This window comes from Streptomyces sp. NPDC046909 (assembly GCF_040644695.1).
Lineage (GTDB): Bacteria > Actinomycetota > Actinomycetes > Streptomycetales > Streptomycetaceae > Streptomyces.
This window is the reverse complement of record NZ_JBEYXC010000017.1, coordinates 40485-61379: the sequence shown is the minus strand read 5'-3', so window position 1 is coordinate 61379 and position 20895 is coordinate 40485. Positions and strand designations below refer to the sequence as shown.

21 protein-coding genes are annotated in these 20895 nt (G+C 67.5%); 7 read left to right on the top strand and 14 right to left on the bottom strand.

The features are described 5' to 3' along the window. Nucleotides 1-20: 20 nt before the first annotated feature. Together ABZ928_RS41140 and ABZ928_RS41135 are read right to left on the bottom strand one after the other, a co-directional pair. Nucleotides 21-455: an ATP-binding protein gene (locus ABZ928_RS41140; RefSeq protein ID WP_361530783.1), complete on the bottom strand. Its 435-nt coding sequence runs from the start codon at nt 453-455 to the stop codon at nt 21-23. 337 nt (nt 456-792) lie between these two features. Continuing rightward, on the bottom strand, nt 793-1098 hold the full coding sequence (locus ABZ928_RS41135) for a hypothetical protein (protein ID WP_361530780.1): 306 nt from the start codon (nt 1096-1098) through the stop codon (nt 793-795). A gap of 568 nt (nt 1099-1666) precedes the next feature. Here ABZ928_RS41135 and ABZ928_RS41130 point away from each other — a divergent pair. Next, nucleotides 1667-3001: a DNA-binding protein gene (locus ABZ928_RS41130; protein WP_361530777.1), complete on the top strand. Its 1335-nt coding sequence runs from the start codon at nt 1667-1669 to the stop codon at nt 2999-3001. On the opposite strand, the gene ABZ928_RS41125 is transcribed toward ABZ928_RS41130, so the two are convergent. Both ABZ928_RS41125 and ABZ928_RS41120 read right to left on the bottom strand, forming a co-directional pair. Continuing rightward, complete coding sequence (locus tag ABZ928_RS41125; RefSeq protein ID WP_361531241.1) at nt 3002-4015, bottom strand: NAD-dependent epimerase/dehydratase family protein; 1014 nt, start codon at nt 4013-4015, stop codon at nt 3002-3004. A gap of 422 nt (nt 4016-4437) precedes the next feature. After that, complete coding sequence (locus ABZ928_RS41120) at nt 4438-5127, bottom strand: HAD hydrolase-like protein (protein WP_361530774.1); 690 nt, start codon at nt 5125-5127, stop codon at nt 4438-4440. Nucleotides 5128-5235: 108 nt separating this feature from the next. Here ABZ928_RS41120 and ABZ928_RS41115 point away from each other — a divergent pair, with 108 nt between their 5' ends. Next, nucleotides 5236-5985 carry an XRE family transcriptional regulator gene (locus ABZ928_RS41115; RefSeq protein ID WP_361530771.1) on the top strand — a complete coding sequence of 250 codons (750 nt, stop codon included), beginning with the start codon at nt 5236-5238 and terminating at the stop codon, nt 5983-5985. Between the two features lie 15 nt (nt 5986-6000). Continuing rightward, nucleotides 6001-6471, top strand: a complete 471-nt coding sequence (locus ABZ928_RS41110; RefSeq protein ID WP_361530768.1) for an NUDIX domain-containing protein — start codon at nt 6001-6003, stop codon at nt 6469-6471. 13 nt (nt 6472-6484) lie between these two features. On the opposite strand, the gene ABZ928_RS41105 is transcribed toward ABZ928_RS41110, so the two are convergent. From ABZ928_RS41105 to ABZ928_RS41075, 7 genes are all read right to left on the bottom strand, one after another. After that, nucleotides 6485-7042, bottom strand: coding sequence for an HD domain-containing protein (locus ABZ928_RS41105; RefSeq protein WP_361530765.1), 558 nt, complete (start codon nt 7040-7042; stop codon nt 6485-6487). Nucleotides 7043-7136: 94 nt separating this feature from the next. Then, on the bottom strand, nt 7137-7991 hold the full coding sequence (locus ABZ928_RS41100) for a hypothetical protein (protein WP_361530762.1): 855 nt from the start codon (nt 7989-7991) through the stop codon (nt 7137-7139). After that, nucleotides 7978-8325, bottom strand: a complete 348-nt coding sequence (locus ABZ928_RS41095; RefSeq protein ID WP_361530759.1) for a hypothetical protein — start codon at nt 8323-8325, stop codon at nt 7978-7980. Before ABZ928_RS41095 ends, ABZ928_RS41100 begins: the two co-directional genes overlap by 14 nt. A 65-nt stretch (nt 8326-8390) precedes the next feature. Then, nucleotides 8391-9404, bottom strand: a complete 1014-nt coding sequence (locus ABZ928_RS41090; RefSeq protein WP_361530756.1) for an NAD(P)H-dependent glycerol-3-phosphate dehydrogenase — start codon at nt 9402-9404, stop codon at nt 8391-8393. After that, nucleotides 9401-10282 carry a class I SAM-dependent methyltransferase gene (locus ABZ928_RS41085; RefSeq protein ID WP_361530753.1) on the bottom strand — a complete coding sequence of 294 codons (882 nt, stop codon included), beginning with the start codon at nt 10280-10282 and terminating at the stop codon, nt 9401-9403. Before ABZ928_RS41085 ends, ABZ928_RS41090 begins: the two co-directional genes overlap by 4 nt. Next, nucleotides 10279-11427, bottom strand: coding sequence for a YcaO-like family protein (locus ABZ928_RS41080; RefSeq protein ID WP_361530750.1), 1149 nt, complete (start codon nt 11425-11427; stop codon nt 10279-10281). Before ABZ928_RS41080 ends, ABZ928_RS41085 begins: the two co-directional genes overlap by 4 nt. After that, a complete protein-coding gene (locus tag ABZ928_RS41075; protein WP_361530747.1) occupies nt 11414-12670 on the bottom strand; it encodes a TfuA-like protein in 1257 nt (418 codons plus the stop codon). The genes ABZ928_RS41080 and ABZ928_RS41075 overlap by 14 nt, the downstream gene beginning before the upstream one ends. Before the next feature lie 589 nt (nt 12671-13259). Here ABZ928_RS41075 and ABZ928_RS41070 point away from each other — a divergent pair. Further along, nucleotides 13260-14636 (top strand): XRE family transcriptional regulator, encoded by a 1377-nt coding sequence (locus ABZ928_RS41070; RefSeq protein WP_361530744.1) that lies wholly within the window; start codon nt 13260-13262, stop codon nt 14634-14636. A gap of 11 nt (nt 14637-14647) precedes the next feature. On the opposite strand, the gene ABZ928_RS41065 is transcribed toward ABZ928_RS41070, so the two are convergent. Both ABZ928_RS41065 and ABZ928_RS41060 read right to left on the bottom strand, forming a co-directional pair. Then, nucleotides 14648-15229 (bottom strand): HAD family phosphatase, encoded by a 582-nt coding sequence (locus ABZ928_RS41065; protein ID WP_361530741.1) that lies wholly within the window; start codon nt 15227-15229, stop codon nt 14648-14650. Between the two features lie 103 nt (nt 15230-15332). Then, nucleotides 15333-15890, bottom strand: coding sequence for a hypothetical protein (locus ABZ928_RS41060; protein ID WP_361530738.1), 558 nt, complete (start codon nt 15888-15890; stop codon nt 15333-15335). Between the two features lie 1176 nt (nt 15891-17066). Between ABZ928_RS41060 and ABZ928_RS41055 the strand changes: the two genes are divergently transcribed. The 3 genes from ABZ928_RS41055 to ABZ928_RS41045 all read left to right on the top strand — a co-directional run bounded on the left by ABZ928_RS41055 (nt 17067) and on the right by ABZ928_RS41045 (nt 20113). Continuing rightward, a complete protein-coding gene (locus ABZ928_RS41055; protein ID WP_361530735.1) occupies nt 17067-18311 on the top strand; it encodes a tyrosine-type recombinase/integrase in 1245 nt (414 codons plus the stop codon). 130 nt (nt 18312-18441) lie between these two features. Further along, entirely contained in the window at nt 18442-19596 is a 1155-nt protein-coding gene (locus ABZ928_RS41050; RefSeq protein ID WP_361530732.1) for a citrate synthase, read from the top strand. Between the two features lie 280 nt (nt 19597-19876). Continuing rightward, the gene (locus ABZ928_RS41045) at nt 19877-20113 is read left to right on the top strand and encodes a hypothetical protein (protein ID WP_361530729.1); all 237 of its coding nucleotides are present in this window, start codon (nt 19877-19879) and stop codon (nt 20111-20113) included. 75 nt (nt 20114-20188) lie between these two features. Here the strand turns inward: ABZ928_RS41045 and ABZ928_RS41040 are convergent, their stop codons facing one another. Beyond that, nucleotides 20189-20695 (bottom strand): DUF6082 family protein, encoded by a 507-nt coding sequence (locus ABZ928_RS41040; RefSeq protein ID WP_361530726.1) that lies wholly within the window; start codon nt 20693-20695, stop codon nt 20189-20191. Nucleotides 20696-20895 lie beyond the last annotated feature (200 nt).

The window sequence follows — 20895 nt, the reverse complement described above, 5'->3', positions numbered from 1 at the left end:
GCTGACCGCATGAACGGTCATCACGGCCTCCCCGCAGGTACGCGGAAGACGCACCATGTCGTCCTGCCGTCTGCGCTGACGCCCCAATTCCGTGCAAGGACGGCAACGAGGAACAGGCCCCGGCCCGACACAGCCTCACTGCCAGCGACGCGTAGTTCGGCTGGGGCGGGATTGTCGTCAGTGACCTCGATCCGCAATTCGTCGCCGGGGTACCAGACCCGGAGTCCCATGTCGCCGGTCCCGTGCTCGAAGGCGTTGGTGACCAGCTCGGAGACGGCGAGCACGATGTTCTCTGCCAGTTCGCCGTTCACGTTCCACAGGCGAAGGAAGGCTCGGGTAGTCCGGCGTGCCTGGCTTGCGCAGGCTGGGCCGGGGGCGAAGGCCATGTCGAAGGCCCGCGAGGTCTGCAGCAGCGCCTCAGGGGAGGCCGGCGCGACGGCTGTGGCGGGGCTCATCGACGGTCTCCCAGGTGAGCGGTGTGGGAGAGCGCGCGGCATTCGGCGCCGTTACGTCGGGACGCACACGGTGGACCGACTGGAAGGGCGCTCTGTTGCGCAAACGGTTCCGTTGCGTCACGGCGGCGAAGGTCGAGGGTCCGCCACCTGGCTACGCTCTCCCGCCTCGCTACTGCTTTCCAGTGGCCTCTGGATCTCGGCTCCGCTACGCGTCTGAGCAGCAGCTGCGCAGGCGCGGCAGGCGAAGAAGCCAGCTGAGCGACTAAACGAGGGAGCTCAGCCGGGCTGACCTCCCGATTCTCCTTGTTCGAGGCAACCGTGCACCAAGGGACCTGGGTCAGGAGCACGCGGACACCTCCGGCATTGCCGGGAGCAGGACCTGAACGGTCTTCCCCACGGCCTGCCCGGCGCCGTCCTTCAATAGGGCATAGGAGAGGCGGCCTCCGTAGCGCCGGACCCACCACAAACCCCGGGGAGGAACGTCCTCGTCCGTCGGCTCCCAGGCGATCGCGCCGGCGAAATTCGGGAACTCAGGGGTCTGGTCCTCCACTTCAACGACGAGTTCGTTCGTAGGCAGAATGAACGCGCGCAGCGGATATTTACCGTCCTGGAACGGCTGTGCGTGTCTCACTGCGTTGTCCATCAACTTGTCGGTGATCTGGGCTGCGGCGTCGACGTCCCCAGCCCATGCCGCCACCGTGAGGCGGGGACGGATACGGAGCCGTGCGTTCGGGCCGGCCCCGAAGGTGGCAGCAAGGGATGTCCTCCACGCCCATGGGAGCTCATTTGGGACACGGATCGGGAGCGGAACCAGAACGCCCGTCGCCTTGTTGCCGGGACTGTGCTTGGCCGTCGGACCGTCGGGGGTGGGGCCCGTTCGGGCCTCGGTCGTGCACGTGTCCGCTGCGATAGCGAGGGACGCGGTGCGCTGCGTGGGCGGGTTCACTGAGGGACTCCCTGAATCAGATTGTGCCTCGACGTGCACTCTCAGCGAGGGTTGTCGATCAGGGTTCTCCTGCAGCCCGTAGCTCCGCCATGCCCTAGGACGTTGCCTCTGGGGCACTTCTGAGTGACGGACATAGTCTCGGGGTAGCTTTGAAGTCGCTTCTTTGCAGGGCGTGTTGCCACGATGGACGTCGGCGGTATCCCCTTCCCGAGAAGGGATCGATCCACGGACGTGCAAGTTGAACGGCACCGGAGACGGAGGCGGTATGAGCGGTCAACCGAGCACACTGCTGAAAGTGCTGTGTGACCGGGAACGGCTGACCTACCGCAAGTTCAACGAGCGGTTCACCGACACCGGGGTCAAGTTGTTCGGCCGCAACTCGAACAATCCGACCGTCGGCGAGCCTCAGTTCCGCAAGTGGACGGGTGGCAGGCTCGTGGGCCTACCCGGGCCGGAAGCGTGCGCGGTCCTTGAGCGCATGTTCCCCGGTTACACAGCTCAGCAACTGTTTGCGCACCCGTCTGAGGTCATCGACTCCCAGGTACCCGCATACGACCTGGATCTGGAAGAACGAATCGCAATGACCGCAAATGATGCCCATGAGTCCGCCGACGCGACCGCCGGCATGTCCATCTCTGACAACACCGTCGAAGAGCTCCACGACCAGGTCGTCACCCTCGCCCAGAGGTACCACCGTCTCGCGCCGGTGAGGGCTTTCGAGGAGGCCGACGCCCTGCGGACGAGGGTCGAGGATCAGAGGGACCGCACGCAGGTGCCCGCGCAGCTCCAGGCACTGATGATTCTCAGTGGCCAGGTCGCGGCGCTGCTGTCTGCAGCGGCCTTCGATCTCGGCTACCTACGCCACGCGCGGACATTCGCCCGCACCGCCGCCATGTTCGGAGAGACCACCCGGTTCTCCCCGTTGCGGGCGTTCGCCGACGGATCCCTGGCGTACATCGCCTACCACGCGGGCAACCACACCGAGGCCGTGACCAAAGCCGACCGTGCCTTGTCCTACGGAGGACTCGGCGACGTCGCGCAACGACGGCTCCACGCGATTCAGGCCCGCGCTTACGCTCACATCGGCGACATCTCATCCGCGCAGCACGCCATCCGTCTCTCCGAGGAGGTCGGCCGCGACCGAGTGGACGAGCTCCACGACACGGTGGGCGGCGAGTTCGGCTTCACCGTCGAGCGGCTGGCTATGTCCAACAGCACGACCGCGCTCATCATCGGCGACAGCGGCCAGGCCGAAGCCGCCGCACGCCAGGCGCTCACCCTTCATGGGCAACGGGCGCGGGACGCGCAGTCCGCGCACGTCCTGGGCAGCGCGGCGGCCGACTTGGCGATGGCACGCCTCCTCGCTGATGACGTCGAGGGAGCAGCCGAAGCCTTGGCGCCGGTGTGGGAAATCCCGAGCGACCGTCGGATGACGGGCATCGTGGTCCGCACGGCGCGCATCCAACGCCACCTTTCACGGCCGACCTATCACGGTGCGCAGCTTGCCGGACAACTCCGCGAGCAGATTGAGGACTTCAACCGCCTCTCCCCACCACACCAGATCGGCCCGCACGTTGGGCTGCTCGCGCTCGAAGCCTGATCACAGCGAGGCGAGGATCTTCGCCTCCTTCTCCGGGGCGATCCCGTGCTCTGCCCATCTCGGGTGGTCCACGGGACGCCCGTCCCGGGCGAGCCACGCCCAAGTATCTCGGATCGTCTCAACGACAGGGCGGCAGCGCAGCCCATCGGCTACGGCACGTCCGGCGTCCACGGACCACACGCCAGCGTGTGTGCGCCACAACGGCAACTCCGTCCACTGCTCTACGCCCTGCTGAATCAGGACCTCCGGTGCTACCCATACCGGAGTTCCAGTGCTGTCTGTGACGCTGAGGCATTCGCCGAGGAAGTCAGCGAAGCTGATTCCCTCGGGGTGGGCGACGTTGTACCCGCCGCTCGTCGTGCTCCCGGCGAGATCGAGCGCGAACTCGGCGACGTCCCGTACGTCTACCGGTTGGATGCGCTGCTCGGCTGGAGCCGGGGCCACGATGCGCCCTCCTCGCTTGGTCCGGTTGAGCCACCAGGGGAGGCGACCCACGTACTCACCGGGGCCAAGGATCACACCCGGTCGGAGGAAGACGGCCGCCTCCGCGAAAGCCTCCGACACTGCACGTTCCCCGCCGGCCTTCTTGAACCCATAGGCCGTCGGGCTCCCGTCCTTGCCCGTGTACCCGTACGTCTCGTCCGCGTCCGCGGGGCACTCCAGCAGGGGTGAGGTATCCGTCAATGGCTGGTGCGGCCACCCCTCGTACACGGACACGGTGGAGATGTGGACCCACCGACGGGCCGCGTCCCGGAGCGCGGTGGTGGCCAGGAGGACTTCACGAGGTGCGAGGTCAGAGCTGGACGTGTCGATTACCGCATCCCATGGGCCGTGCCTGGTGAGCCGGTCGAGGTCCCCCTGTACCGTACGGTCGCCATGGACCGGCTGTACGCCTTCAACGTCGGGGCCTGACCGCCCGCGGTTGAAGGTCGTGACCTCCCACCCCCGGCCGAGTGCTCGTTCCGTGATGGACTTGCCCAGGAACCAGGTTCCGCCTATGACGAGAATGCGCATGGCCCAGATCTTGCCCTCTCTTGGGAAGCAGCGGAAGCATCGCCCCGGCTGTCGACACCCGGCCTCACCGCTGCAGGAGAGATTGCATACCCGTCGGCGGAACACGACCCGTGCAGTCAATGTGAAGCTGGCCGTCAAGCTGGTCCATCCTTCCAGCCGTCGGTCATGCAGTGGAGGGTGTAGTCCGTGCATCCGATTGGACGTTCCAGCCCGCGCCTTGCTCTGCGCGAGCCCATCCTTGAGGGCGTGAACTCGGTGCTCGCGCTGTTACGCCCTGCGCCCATGACCTACCACGGTGTCCGGTTCCCTCGTCCTAGCTTGCGCACTCTGAACCCGCCCTCGAATCCATGGCATTGCTGTCTGCTGGCGGCATTGTTCACGCCAAGGTCACCGACAGCGTCCTCCTTCAGAGGCAGGCTGGCTCAGGCCAGCGCGGCCTGCAGATGGGTGAGTAGACCCTCCGTGTCCGTCAGGTCCGGAACGACGAGGTCGGCGCCGGCGGCACGGAGCTCCGCCGCTGAATGGATCCCGGAGGCGACAGCGATACAGAGTGCCTCGGCGTCATGCGCAGCACGCACGTCACGAGGCGTGTCGCCGATCAGCGTGGTTGGCGTGGTCGTCGCCACGCCGTGGGCGGCGTGAATCCGAGCCCGTGCAGTATCGACGAGACGGGCACGGTCCTCGCTGTCCTCCCCATACCCGCCCACCGACATGTCGAGCAGGCTGTCGAGCCCGAATGCTCCCAGCTTGACGTGCGCATTCGCGGAGATATTGCCGGTGAGGACGGAGGAACAGATCTCGACGTCCGCCGCGAGAATCTTCAACGCCTCCTGCACCCCGGGCAGAACCCGGCCCCGCCGTCGTAGATCCTCCTCACGGCCACGCCCGGCATCCTCCAGCGCCCGCTGCGCCGACTCCCATTTGGGAACCGGCAGACCGTGCTGAACGAACATCTCGCGCATGATCGCCCGGTCTGTGCGTCCTTCCGTCGGCGCAGGCAGTTCGGCCTCCCTGCCCGCGAGGGCCTTGAAAGCGCTGGCGTAGATCTCTTTACTCACGCCGGCGTTGTCTACGAGGGTGTGGTCCACGTCCCAGAGCACAATGAGCTGCACGTGCCCAGAGTAGACATCGTGAACTGCCCGTTAATAGTGCCCTCTTGGGACGTCCTGGCGTCCCGAAAGATCTTGCCGCGTCCCAGGACGTCCTGCGAAGATGCGAACGTGAACGAGCGGCTGCGTACGGTGATGATCCAGCGACGGGTGACCCCGGAGGACCTTGCGGCCTCGTGTGACGTCGACGTCAAGACGGTCGAGCGCTGGATCAGCTTGGGGCGGCAGCCACTCCGCAAGCACCGCTGGGCGGTTGTAGAGCGCCTCGGTGTGGACGAGTCGTATCTGTGGCCGCCGGAGGAGGACGACGCCCAGGGGCAGCCGACGGAGCAGGCAGAGCTGGTTGCGGCGTTTTCCAACCGCGCAAGCTTCCCGCAGAAGTCCTGGGTCCGCCTCCTGCAGGCCGCTCAGGAGCACATCGACGTTCTGGTGTTCAGCGGAACCTTCTTCGCCCAGACCAACCCGCGCGTGGCGGCGATGCTCGCCGAGCGCGCCGACGCCGGGGTCCGGGTCCGTCTCTGTTTCGGCGATCCATCGGGCAAGGCGGTCGCCGTCCGAGACGAGGAAGAAGGGATCGGTGGCACTCTATCCGCCAAGATCAGGGCGTCCCTCACCTACTATCGCAAGCTGATCGGTACCCCTGGCTGCGAGGTACGCCTCCACGACACGACCCTCTACAACAGCCTCTTCCGCTACGACGACGCACTCCTCGTCAACCCGCACGTCTGGGGGCAGCCCGCCAGCGCCAACCCCCTGTTCGAACTGCGACGCCTGGGAGACGACGGCTGGTTCGACCACTACGCCGGCAGCTTCGAGGCGGTCTGGGAGACTGCAAAACCCTGGTCACCCGAATCCATGTAAGGAGCGCGGCCCGCGATGGGACGTACGGAGTACTGGTACGACGAGAACGCACCCAAGCCGAACACGCTGATCCCGGCATGCAACATGCTCGTCGTCCAGGAGACGGACGGAGCGATCCTCCTGCAGCGCCGCCGAGACACAGGCCAGTGGGCGCTTCCAGGCGGAGCCATGGACATCGGGGAATCCCCGGCGCAGTGTGCGGTCCGGGAGTGCAAGGAGGAAACTGGAATCGACGCCGTCCCCACCGGTCTCCTCGGCGTCTACTCGCCCCCGCAGCACGTGGTCGCTTACTCCGACGGCGAGATTCGGCAGGCGTACGAGGTGACGGTGATCGGACGCCCTGTCGGCGGCGAACCGACCGTCAACAACGAAGCAGACGGTGTTCGCTGGGTTCTGCCGGGTGACTTGGAGTCCTACGACATCCATCCCTCCATGCGCCGGCAGATTGCCCACTATCTGGAGGGGGCGTACCCTCACGTCGACTGAGCTTCAGACGCTTTTACTGCTCCGCTAGGATCAGGCGGGCTTCGACCCTGTATACGGCAGCTCGGAGATCCTCATCGGCTCGGCGGATGAACCGGCCGACGACGCTGTCGCGGTCGTACCGAGTGAGGATCTCTGCCAGCCGGGCGTCCACGGTGGTCGGGGTGCCGTCCGGGGTGGTGGTCATGTCGCAGTACACCAGAGCGTCCACCAGCTCGGCGTCATCGAGGATCGGGAACTCGGACTCCAGCTCTTCCCGTAGCCCGCGCTCTTCCGCCTCCATCAGTGCGTACGAGTGATTGGCGACCAGCCGGACCAGGCGCTCGTCCGTGGCCGAACGGCCGCGCAGATAGCGGGCGCCGTCCAGCGGATGGAACCCCGTCGTGGCCAATGACGGGGTGTAACCGATGTCATGCAGCATCGCCGCGGCCCACAGCAGTTCCGCATCGTCGCTCAGGATTCCCGTCAGTGACTGTGCCTTTGCAGCGACGCCCTGAGAGTGTGCCCAGCGCCGCGGAAGAGGCTCGGCGAGGAGGGATCTGGCCAGGTCACGGGCCCAAAGGGTGAGGTCCATGTTCGGCAGACTATGACGTACGGCGCGGGGCTGGGCGATGTTCGGCAGGACGTCCCGGGACGTCCTGCGGATTCGATCTCCGGCGGGTCGGTTGTCAGGCGGCGAAGGCGACGTAGGTGCCGATGGTGAGGCCGGAGAAAGTGAGGAGCTGGCGGGGTTTGAGGCAGGTGAAGGCGGCGTGCATTCCGATGCCGACTGCGATGGCGTAGGGCGTCGTCTGCGGGATGAGCAGTGCTGGAGGCAGCGCGAACTCAGCCGTGATGACGGTGACCGCGACCGCACGCCAGAGGTGGACGTCCCGGGCGGTGAGATTGCCCGCGTGCTGGCGGACGAGGCCCGGGATGGCGTATTGGCGCCGGTAGGGGAGCTTGTCCCTGACCTGGGTGTAGACGTGCACCCACTGCGCGAGGTAGAGCCCGCTGCGGAATTGCGGGGAGCGGATTTTCTGCCAGGCGCTGTTCCAGTAGATGTCGGTGGCGATCAGCACGAGGAGGCACTGTGCCCAGGTGTTCGCCGTGCTCAGGTCGTGTTCGACGTGCAGGCCGTGCCCGAGGTTTCCGGCGGGCAGTAGGCAGGCGCCGGTCAGCAGGGTGAAGCGGACGGCGTTGGGGCTCTTGAGGTAGAGGAGTTCCATGGCGGCCCCAGCCAGGACCAGCAGGAGCGCCAGCCGTGAGGCGATGCCGGAGGCAAGCGCGAGGGCGGCGGCCGTACGGGCGATCAGTGCGGGCCGGTAGACGGTGATCAGGAGGCGGGCCCTGTCGGGGCCGAGGCGCTGTTCTGCCAGATGAGCGCTGAGGGACCCGGGTGTGAAACGGTCCCAGCCGCCCTGTCCGAAGGCGAGGGCGAACCGCAGGGTGCACACGCTCCCGAAGACGATCCGGAACCACTGGATCCGTCCGGGGTCGGTGGGGTGTTGGAACCCGGAGGTGAGGGCGTCAAAGAACCACACGGCTGCCCCTCACCTCCACGGGCTGCTCACCGCTCGCGGACAGGACGCGGCCTTGTCCGTCGATCCGGTCGTACTGGCCGCTGTGGGTGAGGCGGTCGATGATCGCCTGGAGCTGGGGAGGGCCGAGGATGAAGCTGCCCGGGGACAGATGGTCGTAGACGTTCACGGGCTCGGTGCGCCCGTCCTTGGTGGTGCCGGTGAGTGAGATGACCGTGAAGGTGGCTCGGCAGAACATCTTCCAGCGCAGCCAGCGACCGGGCACTCGGGTGAAGCCGGTGATCATCCACGCCACCAGGGCGACGGTGACGGCGATCTGGACAGCGGATACGCGCATGGGCAGGAGCCTCCGGGCGGGGAGGGTACAAGTGATGGGCGGCCCCGTGACTGGGGCGCCGGGGGTCAGCGCTCGGGCTTGGGGGGCCGCTGCATCAGCGCCGCGGCGGCCTCGTCGAGGGTGACCTTCTCGTGCAGCAGGGCGGAGATCACTTCCGTGATCGGCATCTCGACGCCGTGGGCATGAGCCAGGGCGAGAATCGCCACGGCGGATTTGACACCCTCGGTGGTCTGCCGAGTGGCGGCCGTCGCCTGCTCGACGCTCAGGCCGTGACCGAGGTGGGTGCCGAAGGTGCGGTTACGGGAGAGCGGGGACGAGCAGGTGGCCACGAGGTCGCCGAGGCCGGCCAGACCGGCGAGGGTGGCCGGGTGGGCGCCCATGGCCACAGCCAGCCGGGTGGTCTCCGCCAGCCCGCGAGTGATGAGCATCGCCGAGGCGTTGTCGCCCAGCCCCATGCCCGAGGCGATGCCGACCGCCAGAGCGATGACGTTCTTCACCGCGCCGCCCAGCTCGCAGCCGGTCACGTCGGTGCTGGTGTAGGGCCGGAAGTAGGTGGTGTGGCACGCCTGCTGGAAGCGCCGGGCGGTGTCCTCGTCGGGGCAGGCGACGGTGGCGGCGGCGGGCTGGCCGTCCATGATCTCGCGGGCGAGGTTCGGACCCGACAGCACAGCGACCCGGTCCGCGCTCACGCCGGTCACCTCGGTGATGACCTGGCTCGCCCGTTCCCCGCTGCCCAGTTCGATGCCCTTCATCAGGGACACGATCACGGTGTCGGGCCCGATGTGGGGCGTCCACGCGGCGAGGTTGGTCCGCAGGGATTGCGCGGGGATGGACAGCACCAGATAGTCCGCGCCGTGAAGCGCGGCTGCCGGGTCGGTCGTGGCCGTCAGGGAGGCGGGCAGCGCGACGTCCGGGAAGTAGCCGGGGTTGCGGTGAACTGTGTTGATCGCGTCAGCGATCTCGTCCCGGCGGGCGTGCACGATGACGTCGGTGCCTGCGTCGGCCAGGATTTTAGCGACAGCGGTACCCCAGGACCCGGCCGAGAACACCGCCGCACGGGCGGAACGGTGCTGGCTCACTGCGGGGTCCTCTCGCCGGGCGCGGGCCCGTCACCGGGGCGGCGACCAGGCCGGGACATCCTATCGGCCGCGTCAGGCCCGGCCGGAACAGGCGCCGGGCGTCGCAGGGTCAGCAGGACAGCCCGGCGGCCCGGCAGCATGGGCAGCACCTGGTGCGCCTCGCGCAGCATGTTCTGTGCCTGTACCTCGCCCAGCTCGCGCCGCAGCTCGTCGGCGTGGGCCACCCACAGCCGATAGAGCCGGTCCCACATCACGGGCTCGCCGGGACGCTCATCCGCGTGCTCCACCTCAAGGCCGGCAGCGCGCGCCTGCTCCTCCCAGGCGGGTTTAGCGCCGCGCCGCAGCGAGCGGGTCAGGACCAGCCGGCCGCCCGGGGCCAGGACGCGACCGAGCTCGCGCACCGCCACGTCCCGGTTGGCGGCGCGACCGAGGGCGTCCACACACACGATGCCGTGGGCACTGGAATCGGGCAGGCCGGTGTCCTCCAGCTCGGCAACACGGAAGGCAGCCCGATCGGCGGCCATGCCGAAGCGAGGGCGGCGGTCGCTGGCCTGGGCGACGGCAACCGGGGACAGGTCGAAACCCTCCAGCCGCAGGGCGAGGGCGCGGGCCAGCCACAGACCGATGCCTCCAGTGCCACAGCCCGCGTCCACGAGGAGCTGGCCCGGCCGCATCCGCAACCGCCCTGTCATCAGCCCGAGCAGGGGCCAGTCACAGGAACTGGAGGCGGCGACCTCGGCCGGGTAGTCCTCCCCCATCGCCGTGGCGTACAGGCGCGAAACCAGATCGGTGCGGGCACGGGCCGTGTGGAAGGCGTCGTACTGGGCGGAGCGCTGTTCACGGGGAGCAGGCGGCGCCGTCGTGAGGGCGGGGTTCATCGGGGCATCGACCTCCTGATGCGCGAACGGGCGCCGGGGCAGACGACCTGCACGGCGTGGACCGGACAGGCCAGGTCGGACAGGTCCAGGGCCACCGGCTCGTACCCGTTGACGCGTGCGATCCGCTGCGCCACGTCCCCGACCTGCCCGGCGAAGCCACTGTCGGCCGCGGCGAATTGATCCGTCACCTCCGGCCACGGTGCAAGCCCGGTGGTGTGCGCCGGGCGGAAGGGCGCATTGTCGAAGCCGCTGAGGTCGCTGGGAAGGTCGTCCCGGGTTCCGGCGATTGCGGTCAGCCGGGACTGCGCAGCCTCGGTCAATGCCCGGGTCAGCGCGATCGACGGGTCGGTGTGGCAGCCGCCGCCGGCGAAGACCACCGGATAGTCCTCCGACCACAGGTAGGCCAGACACACCGGCAGCTCGTGCGGGCCGTCCACCAGCGCCATTTCCAGCGCCATCCCCGCGGCCATCAGCCCGTCGATCACCTCCCGGCCATGGGGGTCGTCGACCGTCCCGGGCGCGATGAGGGTGCGCCGCCGCCCACCCGACTGCCCGTCCCGGTACAGCACGTCCCGCTCCACTACCTCGTACAGCGCGTGCAGCAGCGCCTCGTCCCGCGTGTTCCCGCAGGCCAGGCCGGTGCTGGTCGCACGCAGCAGATCCGCGCTCCACTCCGGCCGCTGAGCCCGGCGTCGGACAAGATCGACCGGCAGCAGCATCTTCTCCCCGCCCACCAGGCCGGTGCCCGGCGTCCACTCCCACACCATCCGGGCCAGGATGCGCGCGGGGTACGGGACCGTCAGCGGCAGCGCGGCTAGGGGGCAGTCGGGGGCCACCTCGGCGGCGGGGCCGCGTGCGGCGACAGGCAGCGGCTGCTCGACATGCCACAGTTCGATCGCCTCCATCACGGCCGACAGCTTCGCCAGCAGGCCGGTGGCGCCCTTGCCCTGGGAGGTGCTCAGGGTCAGCGAGGCCGGCCGGATCGCCGTCCAGACCGGTAGCCCTACGCAGTCCAGGCCGGTCAGGTCCGCGACCCGGGTGATACCGAACTCCGGCAGGCGCCCGGCCACCGCCTCCCACGTCTGCTCAGGGGCCCGGGCGCGCACCGTGCCCGGCAGTGCCACCAGCTCTTCAACACCCGCCACAGGCCACCTCCGTCCGCTCGGTCGTCTCGGCCATCTCGTCCAGCAGCCCAGGTATGAGCCGCTTGGCCGTCTCGACGGCGCGCACCCCATGGACCAACCCGCGCGCGGACGCCTCCGCGTCGAACCGCTCCTCAGGGCACTGCCACACCCGCAGCAGGAGCCGGCGGGTTACGTCATCGCGCACCGCCGCGGTCGAGAACCCAGGCCGGCTCTGGCGCTCGCGCGCGAGGGCGTCTGCGTACCGGGCGACCGCCTGGCGGTCCATCTCGGTCTCCCCTGCCAGCAGCAGGGCCACGGTCGCCTCGTTGCGCAGGTCGATCGCCGGGTGGAACACGCGGTCGGCGGGCAGGTCGTTGCCGGTGACCTGGGCCAGCCGCTCGGCCAGTGGCAGGCCCGGCCCGCAGTCGGCGGGATGGAGCGAGCGGTGTTCGAGGTAGGCCGCCCACGTCGTGTGGAACGCCGGGTCGAACACCTGCTGGTAGACGAGGCGGTCCTCGGTGGACAGGTCCAGTCCGTCCACGCATGTGCGGGCGAAGGCGTTGGACCAGCGCCGGAAGTACGTCGTCTCCCACACAGCCGGCGCCGTCCGGGCAGCAGCCTGCGATGCCCGGCCGCCGAGCGCGATGTCAATGGCCGCGAGGGCGTCGGCGCGCTTGAGGTCGCCGAAGTGCCGGTCCTGCTTGCGTTGTTCGGCCAGCCATCTGGCGAACTCCGTCTCACCCTGGCGGCGGCAGACGGACTGCACCGCAGCGGTGGTGCGCTGCGGATAGTAGACTGCGCGCAGCGCCGCCAGCAGACGGGCAGCCCGCCCGCCATTGAGCACCGCGGCCGACCGGGCCAGCCCAAGAACGTGCCGGAGGTTGACCACCGGCCAAGTCAGCGCGTCCCACTCCCCGTCCGGGGTCTGTCCGACCGCCACCTCGTCGTCGCCGTCGATCTCCCCCGAGGCGTAGGCACTGTAGACGCGTCCAACCCCGAGCATCCCGTAGGGCCCCAGTTCAGCCGCCCGTAGCGCGCCGATGCTCGCCGCCCCGATCACCCGGACCCCTCGGCCCATCGCGGCCAGGATCTCCTTGTGACGCAGCGCCGGCGCCTGGTGGTACACCCCGTCGATGACGACCACCGTGTCTTCGCCCCGGATCGCGGAATCGAACAGGTCCCCGTGTCCTGCCGGTGGCCACACCCGCACATCCGGAGCGGCAAGCTGCGGATCGGACCGTGGCAGTGTCGGCCCGACGAACACGTGAATCACTGTGACCTCCAGACAGGCGGAGAGCGGCGGGCGCCCCTCCTCGCGCCCCATGGGGACGGGGAGGGACGCCCAGGTCAGGACGGGCGCGAGGCGCTACTCCTCGTCCTCGACGTCGACGGCAACCACGACGGCCGCGGTGATCTCCTCGGTCTCCTCCGACGGCGCCGAGGCGCTGACGGCGGCGGCAGACTTGGGCAGCTTCATGGGCTCTTCCCTTCCATGCGGGGGTTGCGGAGGGTGCGGGCGCATCCCGCCCGTACCGGTGGTGCCGCGGGCGCGAGTTCGCCCCGCGGCCCGCCTGCCCGCCCCCACTGGGGACGGGAAGCACTGGGTTCAGCCCGCGGCGAGGCGACGGCCGGCGACAACCTCCTCCGCGGCATCGCCCTCGGGGCGCAGGAAGCACATCGCACCCCGCCGTAGCGAATCCAGACCCCAAGGCGTCGCGGTTCGTCGCGAACTGCGCGCGACGGTTCGTCGCGCGGTGTCGCGAATCAACTCGTCATAGATACACAGGAGTTCGAGGCCGATACCGTGGGGGCTCATCACCGCTTCGCCACCTGCGCCGGAGAGGAATCCCCAGGTGACCCGTCCTCAGCAGCGCCCGAAAAAGCCTCCCAACACGGCCCTAGCAGGTTGGATCACCCGGTCCGGGAGGAGCTACGGCGCCCTGGCCGTCGAATTGAAGAACGACCTGTGGATCGCGGGCCACACCGACGCCTGCCCACCGCACCGCACCCGGATCGGCCACTGGGTCCGCGACGGCGAGATTCCCCGGGATCCCTTACCGGTGGTCCTCGCCTACACCCTCACTCGCCTCTGCGGGCTCTCCCAGGCTCTGACTCCCGCTGATCTGGGTATGGACCCAAACGCGGCATCCGGCCGTGGCCCTGACCATCCTGCGCCGCCCGCCGCGGCGCCCGACGAAGCAGGTGATCCCACGAAGCGACGCACCGCCCTCGCGCTGATCGGCGGCACGGCCCTGGCCCCGCTCATGACACCTGGCTCCGCCAGCGCCGCCACTGCGCGCGCCTACGCCCAGCACGCGACGCTCACGGAACTCGCCCCTTCCGATATGGCGGAACTAGAAACGGCCGTTGATGGCTTAGGAACCACGTACTCCTCCCAGCCGCCGCACGAACTATGGCCGACGGCCGCACGCATAAGGCACCGCGTCTTCACGTTCCAGCACGAGCACCGGCACACCCTGCGCGAGGCCCGCGAACTCGCTCGCCACGCCGGCATGCTCTCGGTGATCCTTGCGTGGGTCGCACACGACCTCGGCGAGGGAGATCTCGTCCAGGCGTATTGCGACGACGCCTGGGCGCAGGGGGAACAGGCCGACCACCCTGAGGTTGGCGCCTGGGCCGAAGACGTCCGCAGCACGCACGCCCTCTACGACAGCCGCCCCTTGGACGCGCTGCTCGCGGCAACCCGCGGCCTGGCCGTCGCTCCCCGGGACGGCAACGCCGCCGTACGCCTGTCCGCTCAAGTCGCCCGCGCCCACGCACGGCTCGGCAACCACCATGAGTTCGAACGAGCCGCCGTACGCGCCCGTGACTACCAGGCGCGGCTGCCGCTCCACGGCACCGGGCTGTTCGGCGTTGACGCGGTGCGCATCACTTCCTACGACGCCTCCTCGTACGGGTGGCTCGGCCACGCTAACCGCGCACGCGCAGCTGCTGAAGAAGCCATCGGCCAATACCGGAGCTTCCCCCGCCCTCTCCAAGCCCCCACCCGGCTTGCGATCGCCCAGCTCGACCTGGCCCAGGCGCACTCAGCGCTCGGCGAGCCGGACGCCGCCATTGCCACCGCCCGCCAAGCCCTCACCAGCGGCCGCATGGTCGACTCCGTCCGAGGCCGCGCCCAGCACCTCGATCGCACCCTGAAGCGCCGATACCCCCAGGCCCCCGCCGTGACGGAGTTCACGGAGGAACTCAAGGTCCTCATTGCTCGGTGAGTGGAAGCAGATCACCAGCTGGATGTCACATATGGACGAACGTCAACCACGTCCATCCCCGCCGCCAGAGCTGCCGTGAGCCCTTCTTCCGCGTCCTCAACCACGAGGCATCGTTGCGGCGGCACTCGAAGCTGCCGTGCAGCCTCCAGAAACAGGTCAGGCGCCGGCTTGCCCCGGACTGCGTCCTCACGGGTCACCACCACATCGAACAGGTGTGCCAGCCCCGTGGCTTCGATACCGGCACGGACTACGGCGCCCCCACCGCCGGACGCCACCGCACAGGCGAGCCCCTTCCCACGAGCGCGCTCCAGCCATTCGACCACCATCGGGAACGTCTTCAACGACGGCAAATCCTGGACGATCAGTTCGCCACAGCGGTCGAGAACTTCGGCGAGAGGTACCGAGACGCCGAGCTCAGCCAGCAGACCATCCACCGACGTTCCCAGTCGCTCGCGGTACCAACCCTCCCGTAACCGCACCCCATAAGCTTTCAGCGCTTCTGACAGGCAGCGGAAGTTCATGGGCTGCGAGTCCACGACCGTGCCGTCCCAGTCCATGATGATCGCGTCATACGCCGTGAGATCTGACTCCATGGGCAGACACTGCCCCGATTCTCATCCGGGCACTCAGGCATGAGCACTTGGTCGTACTGCTTAAAACCGTACGTGAGGACCGGCCCTGACTGCCCCGCCGAACTCAGGGAGCAAAAGTCTCTTCCAGGAGGATCGCGATATCTCTGTCGTACCCTCCGGGCACTGGCACTAGCTGCTTGCTTGTTGCAACTTTCGACAGCCCGAAGTAGGCCTCTATGTGTGCCAGTGGTGTCCCGCTGTTTATCACTACCGCTATCGCGGCGCGGCGTAGATCGTAGACATTCAAATTGAGGCCGCATTCCCGCATCCGCAGCCGAAACAGTCGCGACATCTGGAACGGATTCTCGGCCGTCTTCAACCCCAGAAGCAATGGTTCTTCCGCCTCCACTTCCACACCGTCCAAGCAGGCATCCACGGCAGCCGCCGCTGTCGTCGCAACGCGGATCATCCGCTTCTGCCGCCCCAGAATCCTCACTTGAGGGTATGCGCCTGGCGACCAGTCGCCAACAAGCAGTCTCGTCGCTTCATCTCGGCGCAGGCCAGCCAACAACAGGAGAGAGGTTCCTGCATACAGCAGTTGGTCGCCACGGGTGGCGTCCAAGGCGGCACGCGGCGCGGCCACAGACAAGAAGGGCTTCTGCTCCGCTGTTCTCGTCGTCATGGCCGCGACCGTAGCGCGTCGGCATCACCGCGTGACAGCGAATTCGAGCCCCATGTCTTTCAGATCGTGTGCCCTCCTGATGGCCGCCCTGTGCGCAACGGAGTTGCTGAGATTGCCCGATCCCGAGATAGGCGCGGCCGCAAGCTCAACGCAGCTCGTCTGCGTAACGATCCGTTCCTGGGACTGTTGGAATGAACGGTGCCACGAATTCCACGGACCCCAGCCCCGTATCGTCACGCGGGGTTATTTGCCTGGCGACCAGTCCCCAACAAGAAGCCCCTTTACCTCTCCCCTCCGTAGTCCAGCAAGCAGCAATAGTGAAGATGCTGCATATAGAAGTTGGTCGCTTCGGGTGCCCTGAAAGGCGGCTCGCGCGACCGATATGAGCAGGAGGAGGTTGCGCCCTACTTCGCTCGTCAGTCGGCCGGTCAGGCACCTGAGGTGTGCCCCTCGTGGAGGTGCAGCCTCCACGACTGAGGGCCGGCGTGGGCCGCGCAGGCCGCACCTTCAATCTGACCCCGCCACACCCTCTCTCTCGCAGTCGCATCGACTTTCATCTACAAGTGTTTACGACAAAAGCTATCTAGATGTGTTAAATGGGACTCTAGATGCCTGTTGCATCACCCTCGACTGGGTTACCGTCTACCTCGATCATCTACACCTGTTGATGGCGTGGTGATGGCGCTCCCATGCGTGATGCCTGCGCCGGGCCCGTTCATCCAGGGGGAGGACTGCTAGGTAAAGGGAGGCGTGATCTTGTCGGACTACAGGCTGGTGCACAGGTGGTTTCCCGACTCGGACTCATTCAGAGTGTCGTTCTCGGTGCGGCCATGACGAAATCGGAAAAGGCTTCTGAAGCCCCTTCTTTTAATTCACCGGACCGATATATGATGCCCCGCGAGGTGGAACGCCGGCTTGGCATTTCGCCTTCGACGCGGCGGCGGTGGACGAATCGTGGTCTGCTGCACGCTGTTCCTCTTGGTCCGTACTACCGGCCCGGTCCAGGAGACAACCGGGGAGGGAATAGGAATGGCAGTCGGGTGCGCTATAGCGAACATGAGGTCAACGACCTCTTCGAGCGCATCAAGAAGGGTGAGCTTGCCAGGTCACCTAAGCCCCTGGATCCCTAGGTGTCGCAGGCTCAGAGGAACGGGAGATCTCCCATGGAAGGGGCACATGGCCGAGTCCGACGCACCGTTTGACCGGTGGCACAAGAAGCATCCGAAAACAGGTGACGTGCAGTGCAAATGCGGCACGAAGAAGAATCCGCTGTACCCGTCCGCCGATCACGGGAGGGGGTTGCAGTGGCAGGCTCGTTACACGGATCCGAATGGTAAGCCCCGTCGGCCGATGTTCGGCACATGGGAAGAGGCCCGGGATCAACTGGACAAGATACGAGTAGCCCTGCGCAACAACTCGTGGGTGGACCCCGAACCCGGAAAGAAGCCTGTCGGGTTCTATGCGGACGAGATGATCGCAAGGCGGAAAAAGAAGAGGAAGAATGACAACACGATTGGCAACTATGAGAGCCATCTCAAATGCCACATCAAGCCCTTCGCGGGAACCAGACCCTCGCAGTCCCTGACCCGTCGGGACACGATGGCCTTCATCGATTTCCTGTTGGAGCAGCCGGGGCTCAACGAGGGGTCCAGCGTCATCCAGGTGTACAAGACCTGGCGCATTCTCATGAACTACATGATTGACGCGGACGTTCCACTGCCCGCCAATATCTGTGCCCGCATCGAACTCCCAGACGTCGATCCGCGCGTGAGTGTTGCACTGTCTCCTGAGCAGGTGGCGGACCTGGCCGCGGCCATGCGCGAAGTGGACCCGAGGCTGGAGATCCTGGTGTGGATCGGGGCCTGCGCTGGGCTTCGCGAAGGGGAGGCCTTCGGGCTCACTAGGCAGGCCGTGAACTGGGATCAGGATCTGCTCTACGTGAAGGAACAGCGACAGCGAGGCAAGTCCGCAAAGCTCAAGACCAAGGCCAGCTACGCGACGCTGCCGGTCGATCATTTTCTGATCATGCGCCTGAAGGAGCATCTTGAGACCTTCCCTCAGGTGGCTCCGGTCTGTGCGGACACCGAGCGCCAGCGGAGGGCAAGGGGCTACGTCCCGCCGCCAGACGAGGGCCTCATCGTCACCAACCGACTTGGCCGGCCCCTTACGCGGGCGGCCTTCCGCTATCACTGGAAGCCTGCCGTGGAGCTGGCAGGCCTGCCGAACGAGACCCGCTTTCATGACCTCAAGCACTTCTACACGACGCGGCTCGGCGCGTCTGGCGAGTTTGACCCCAAGACGGTGCAGGCTCTCTCGCGTCACGCAAACTTCAATGAGACGTGGGATACGTACGCACACCCCCCGCTTGCCGTTCAGGGCGTCAAGGTGAGCACCTTCGGGTCCTTGTTCGAAGCCCCATGATCGAAGTCCCCTGGCGTCCCATCGCCGCTTGTGGGGGACTTGACCCGACCCGACCCTGTTGTGCAAGACTCAACGTCAGTTCGAGGCTACCCATCGCGACGCGAGGGGGCGCCGGTCCGTGGAACGACCGGTGCACTCGATTCGACCCCGATTCGACCCCGTAAGTACCGGCAGAGCGGGTCAGCGCTCTGACCAGGGAAGATGGGGTGTAGCAGAGGCTACTGGCCTTTATCGCCAGTACTCGGCCGTCGAACTCGCGCAGACCCGCGGCTTCGAGGACGTCTGGCATCTCCTGGTCCACGGCGAACTGCCCGACGCCCAACGCGCCGCCGCCTTCGCCGCCGAGACCGCCGCGCTGCGCCGGCTGCCCGACGAGGTGCGGGCCGCACTGCCCGCCGTCGCGGCGGCGAGCGCGCTCTCCGGTCCGCTCGCCGGAATGCGCACGGCGCTGTCGCTGCTGGGCGCGGCCAAGGGCTTCCGCCCGGTGTACGACATCGACGCGGACGAGCGTCGCCGGGACACGGTCGTGGCGGCCGCCGCCGTGCCGACCCTGCTCACCGCGCTGTACCGGCTGGGGCAGGGGCTGGAACCCGTGGAGCCGCGCGAGGACCTGTCGTACGCGGCCAACTACCTGTACATGCTGACAGGTTCGGAGCCGGATCCCCGCCGGGCGCGGGCGGTCGAGCAATACTTGATCTCAACCATTGATCACGGCTTCAATGCATCAACCTTCACGGCGCGCGTCATCACCTCGACGGGTGCGGATGTCGCGGCCTGTCTCGTGGGCGCCGTCGGCGCGCTCTCAGGACCGCTGCACGGCGGTGCGCCCAGCCGCGCGCTGGACACCCTGGACGCGATCGGCACACCCGACCGCATCGACGGCTGGATCCGCGAACGGGTCCTCGCGGGCGAGCGCATCATGGGCTTCGGCCACGCGATCTACCGCACCGAGGACCCCCGTTCCCGGATGCTCCGCGAGGTGGCCCAAAGCTTCGGCGGCCCGCGCGTCGACTTCGCCGTCGAGGTCGAGCGCCAGGTCGAGACGATCCTCGCGGAGCTGAAGCCCGGCCGCGAACTCCACACCAACGTCGAGTTCTACGCGGGCGTCCTCATGGAACTCTGCGGCCTGCCCCGCGAGATGTTCACCCCGACCTTCGCGGCGGGGCGGGTGGTGGGCTGGAGCGCCAACATCCTGGAACAGGCGGAGGACTCGAAGATCATCAGGCCGGTGGCGCGGTACGTGGGGCCGGGGGCGCCGGTGGCGGTGCCCGGAGCGAACAACTGACCGGTCCTGGAAGGAAGTTGTGAGGGAGGGTCCTTCCGTGATGACCCCGTGTCAGACCGTTGTGGAAACTTCACCCACTTGGACCGGGGTAACGCGCGTAGAACGCCGAGCGGACTGGATACCTTGGCCTGGCCCTCCGGGCGCTCCGGCCAACACCCTTGCGCGCGGAGACCGCACTCTGACATTGCAACGAACCAGCGCGGCTATTCAGAGGGCACACCTTTCCCTCTGGTCTCAGAGGGCTTACTCATCCCTCTGAGTCACAAGGCGGTGCACCTCGGTGAAGATCGTGCGACGTGTCGGGGTCTCTCCACGGGAGCGTGGCAGCACCACAGGCCAGACCTGCCCCGACATCTTCGAGCTCAGCAACGGCGACTTCGCGGTCATCGGTCGAGAGGCGACCGCGGAGATCGACCCTGAGCTCCCGTCGGACGCCGCACGAGCGGACTACGAGCGGATCGTCGTCATCACGCGCGAGACGCTCGTCCGCGCCAAGCATGACATTCCCGACGCCTGACACCTCCTGAGCCATACCCGCCTTGCCGAGGTCCGGCCCCAGTGGGCGTTCGGCCCAGTGGGTCGGACCTCGAAGTCATGCCTGCTCGTCGGGCGGTTCGCCCACGACCCACCACTCGTCCGTGTCGGCGTCGGCCAGTTCCTGGATCAGATCGTCCGTCATCCGGCCGAGGACGAACTCCTCCGACGCTTCGGGCAGGCTCTTGCGGTGATGGCGAGTCGCCTCCCAGTACTCGCGGAACACCTTGTTCTGGCACATCACGCGCAGATGGCCGTACAGCTCCGCCTGGGACAGGGCGCCGATCCGGTAGAAGTGCAGGTTGTTGACGTAGAGCGCGTTGGCGAAGAGGAACTGGCGCTGCTTGTCGATGGGGATCTCGGACTCGTACGTGTTCAGCACCTCGGCCAGGGCCGGATCGGCCATGGCCTTGCAGAGCAGGTCGAAGGAGAGCCGGTGCTGTTCGGCCAGGGCGGCCCTTTTGCGGCGTCGCGAGCCGGGCATGCCGACGGCGTCGATGACGACCGTGAACCGCGCTTTCGCGGCTGAAAAGACCCGCCGTAGACCTGCACTCTGTGTGGCCATGTCAACCCCCGGATCAGGCGGCCGTCCGCCGGTCGTCGGGATGCGGGTCGACTGATGGGGACCGGCGAGCGGTGGGCGGCGCTTGCCGTCTCCCAGGGTGCCGAGCGGCTCTGATCGGCGGGGGAGGCGGAGGGACGGCGCACGGAGGGAAGTGAGGGTCGCACGAACCGGCGCCTTGCCCAACGTCTGCCCCGCAAGTG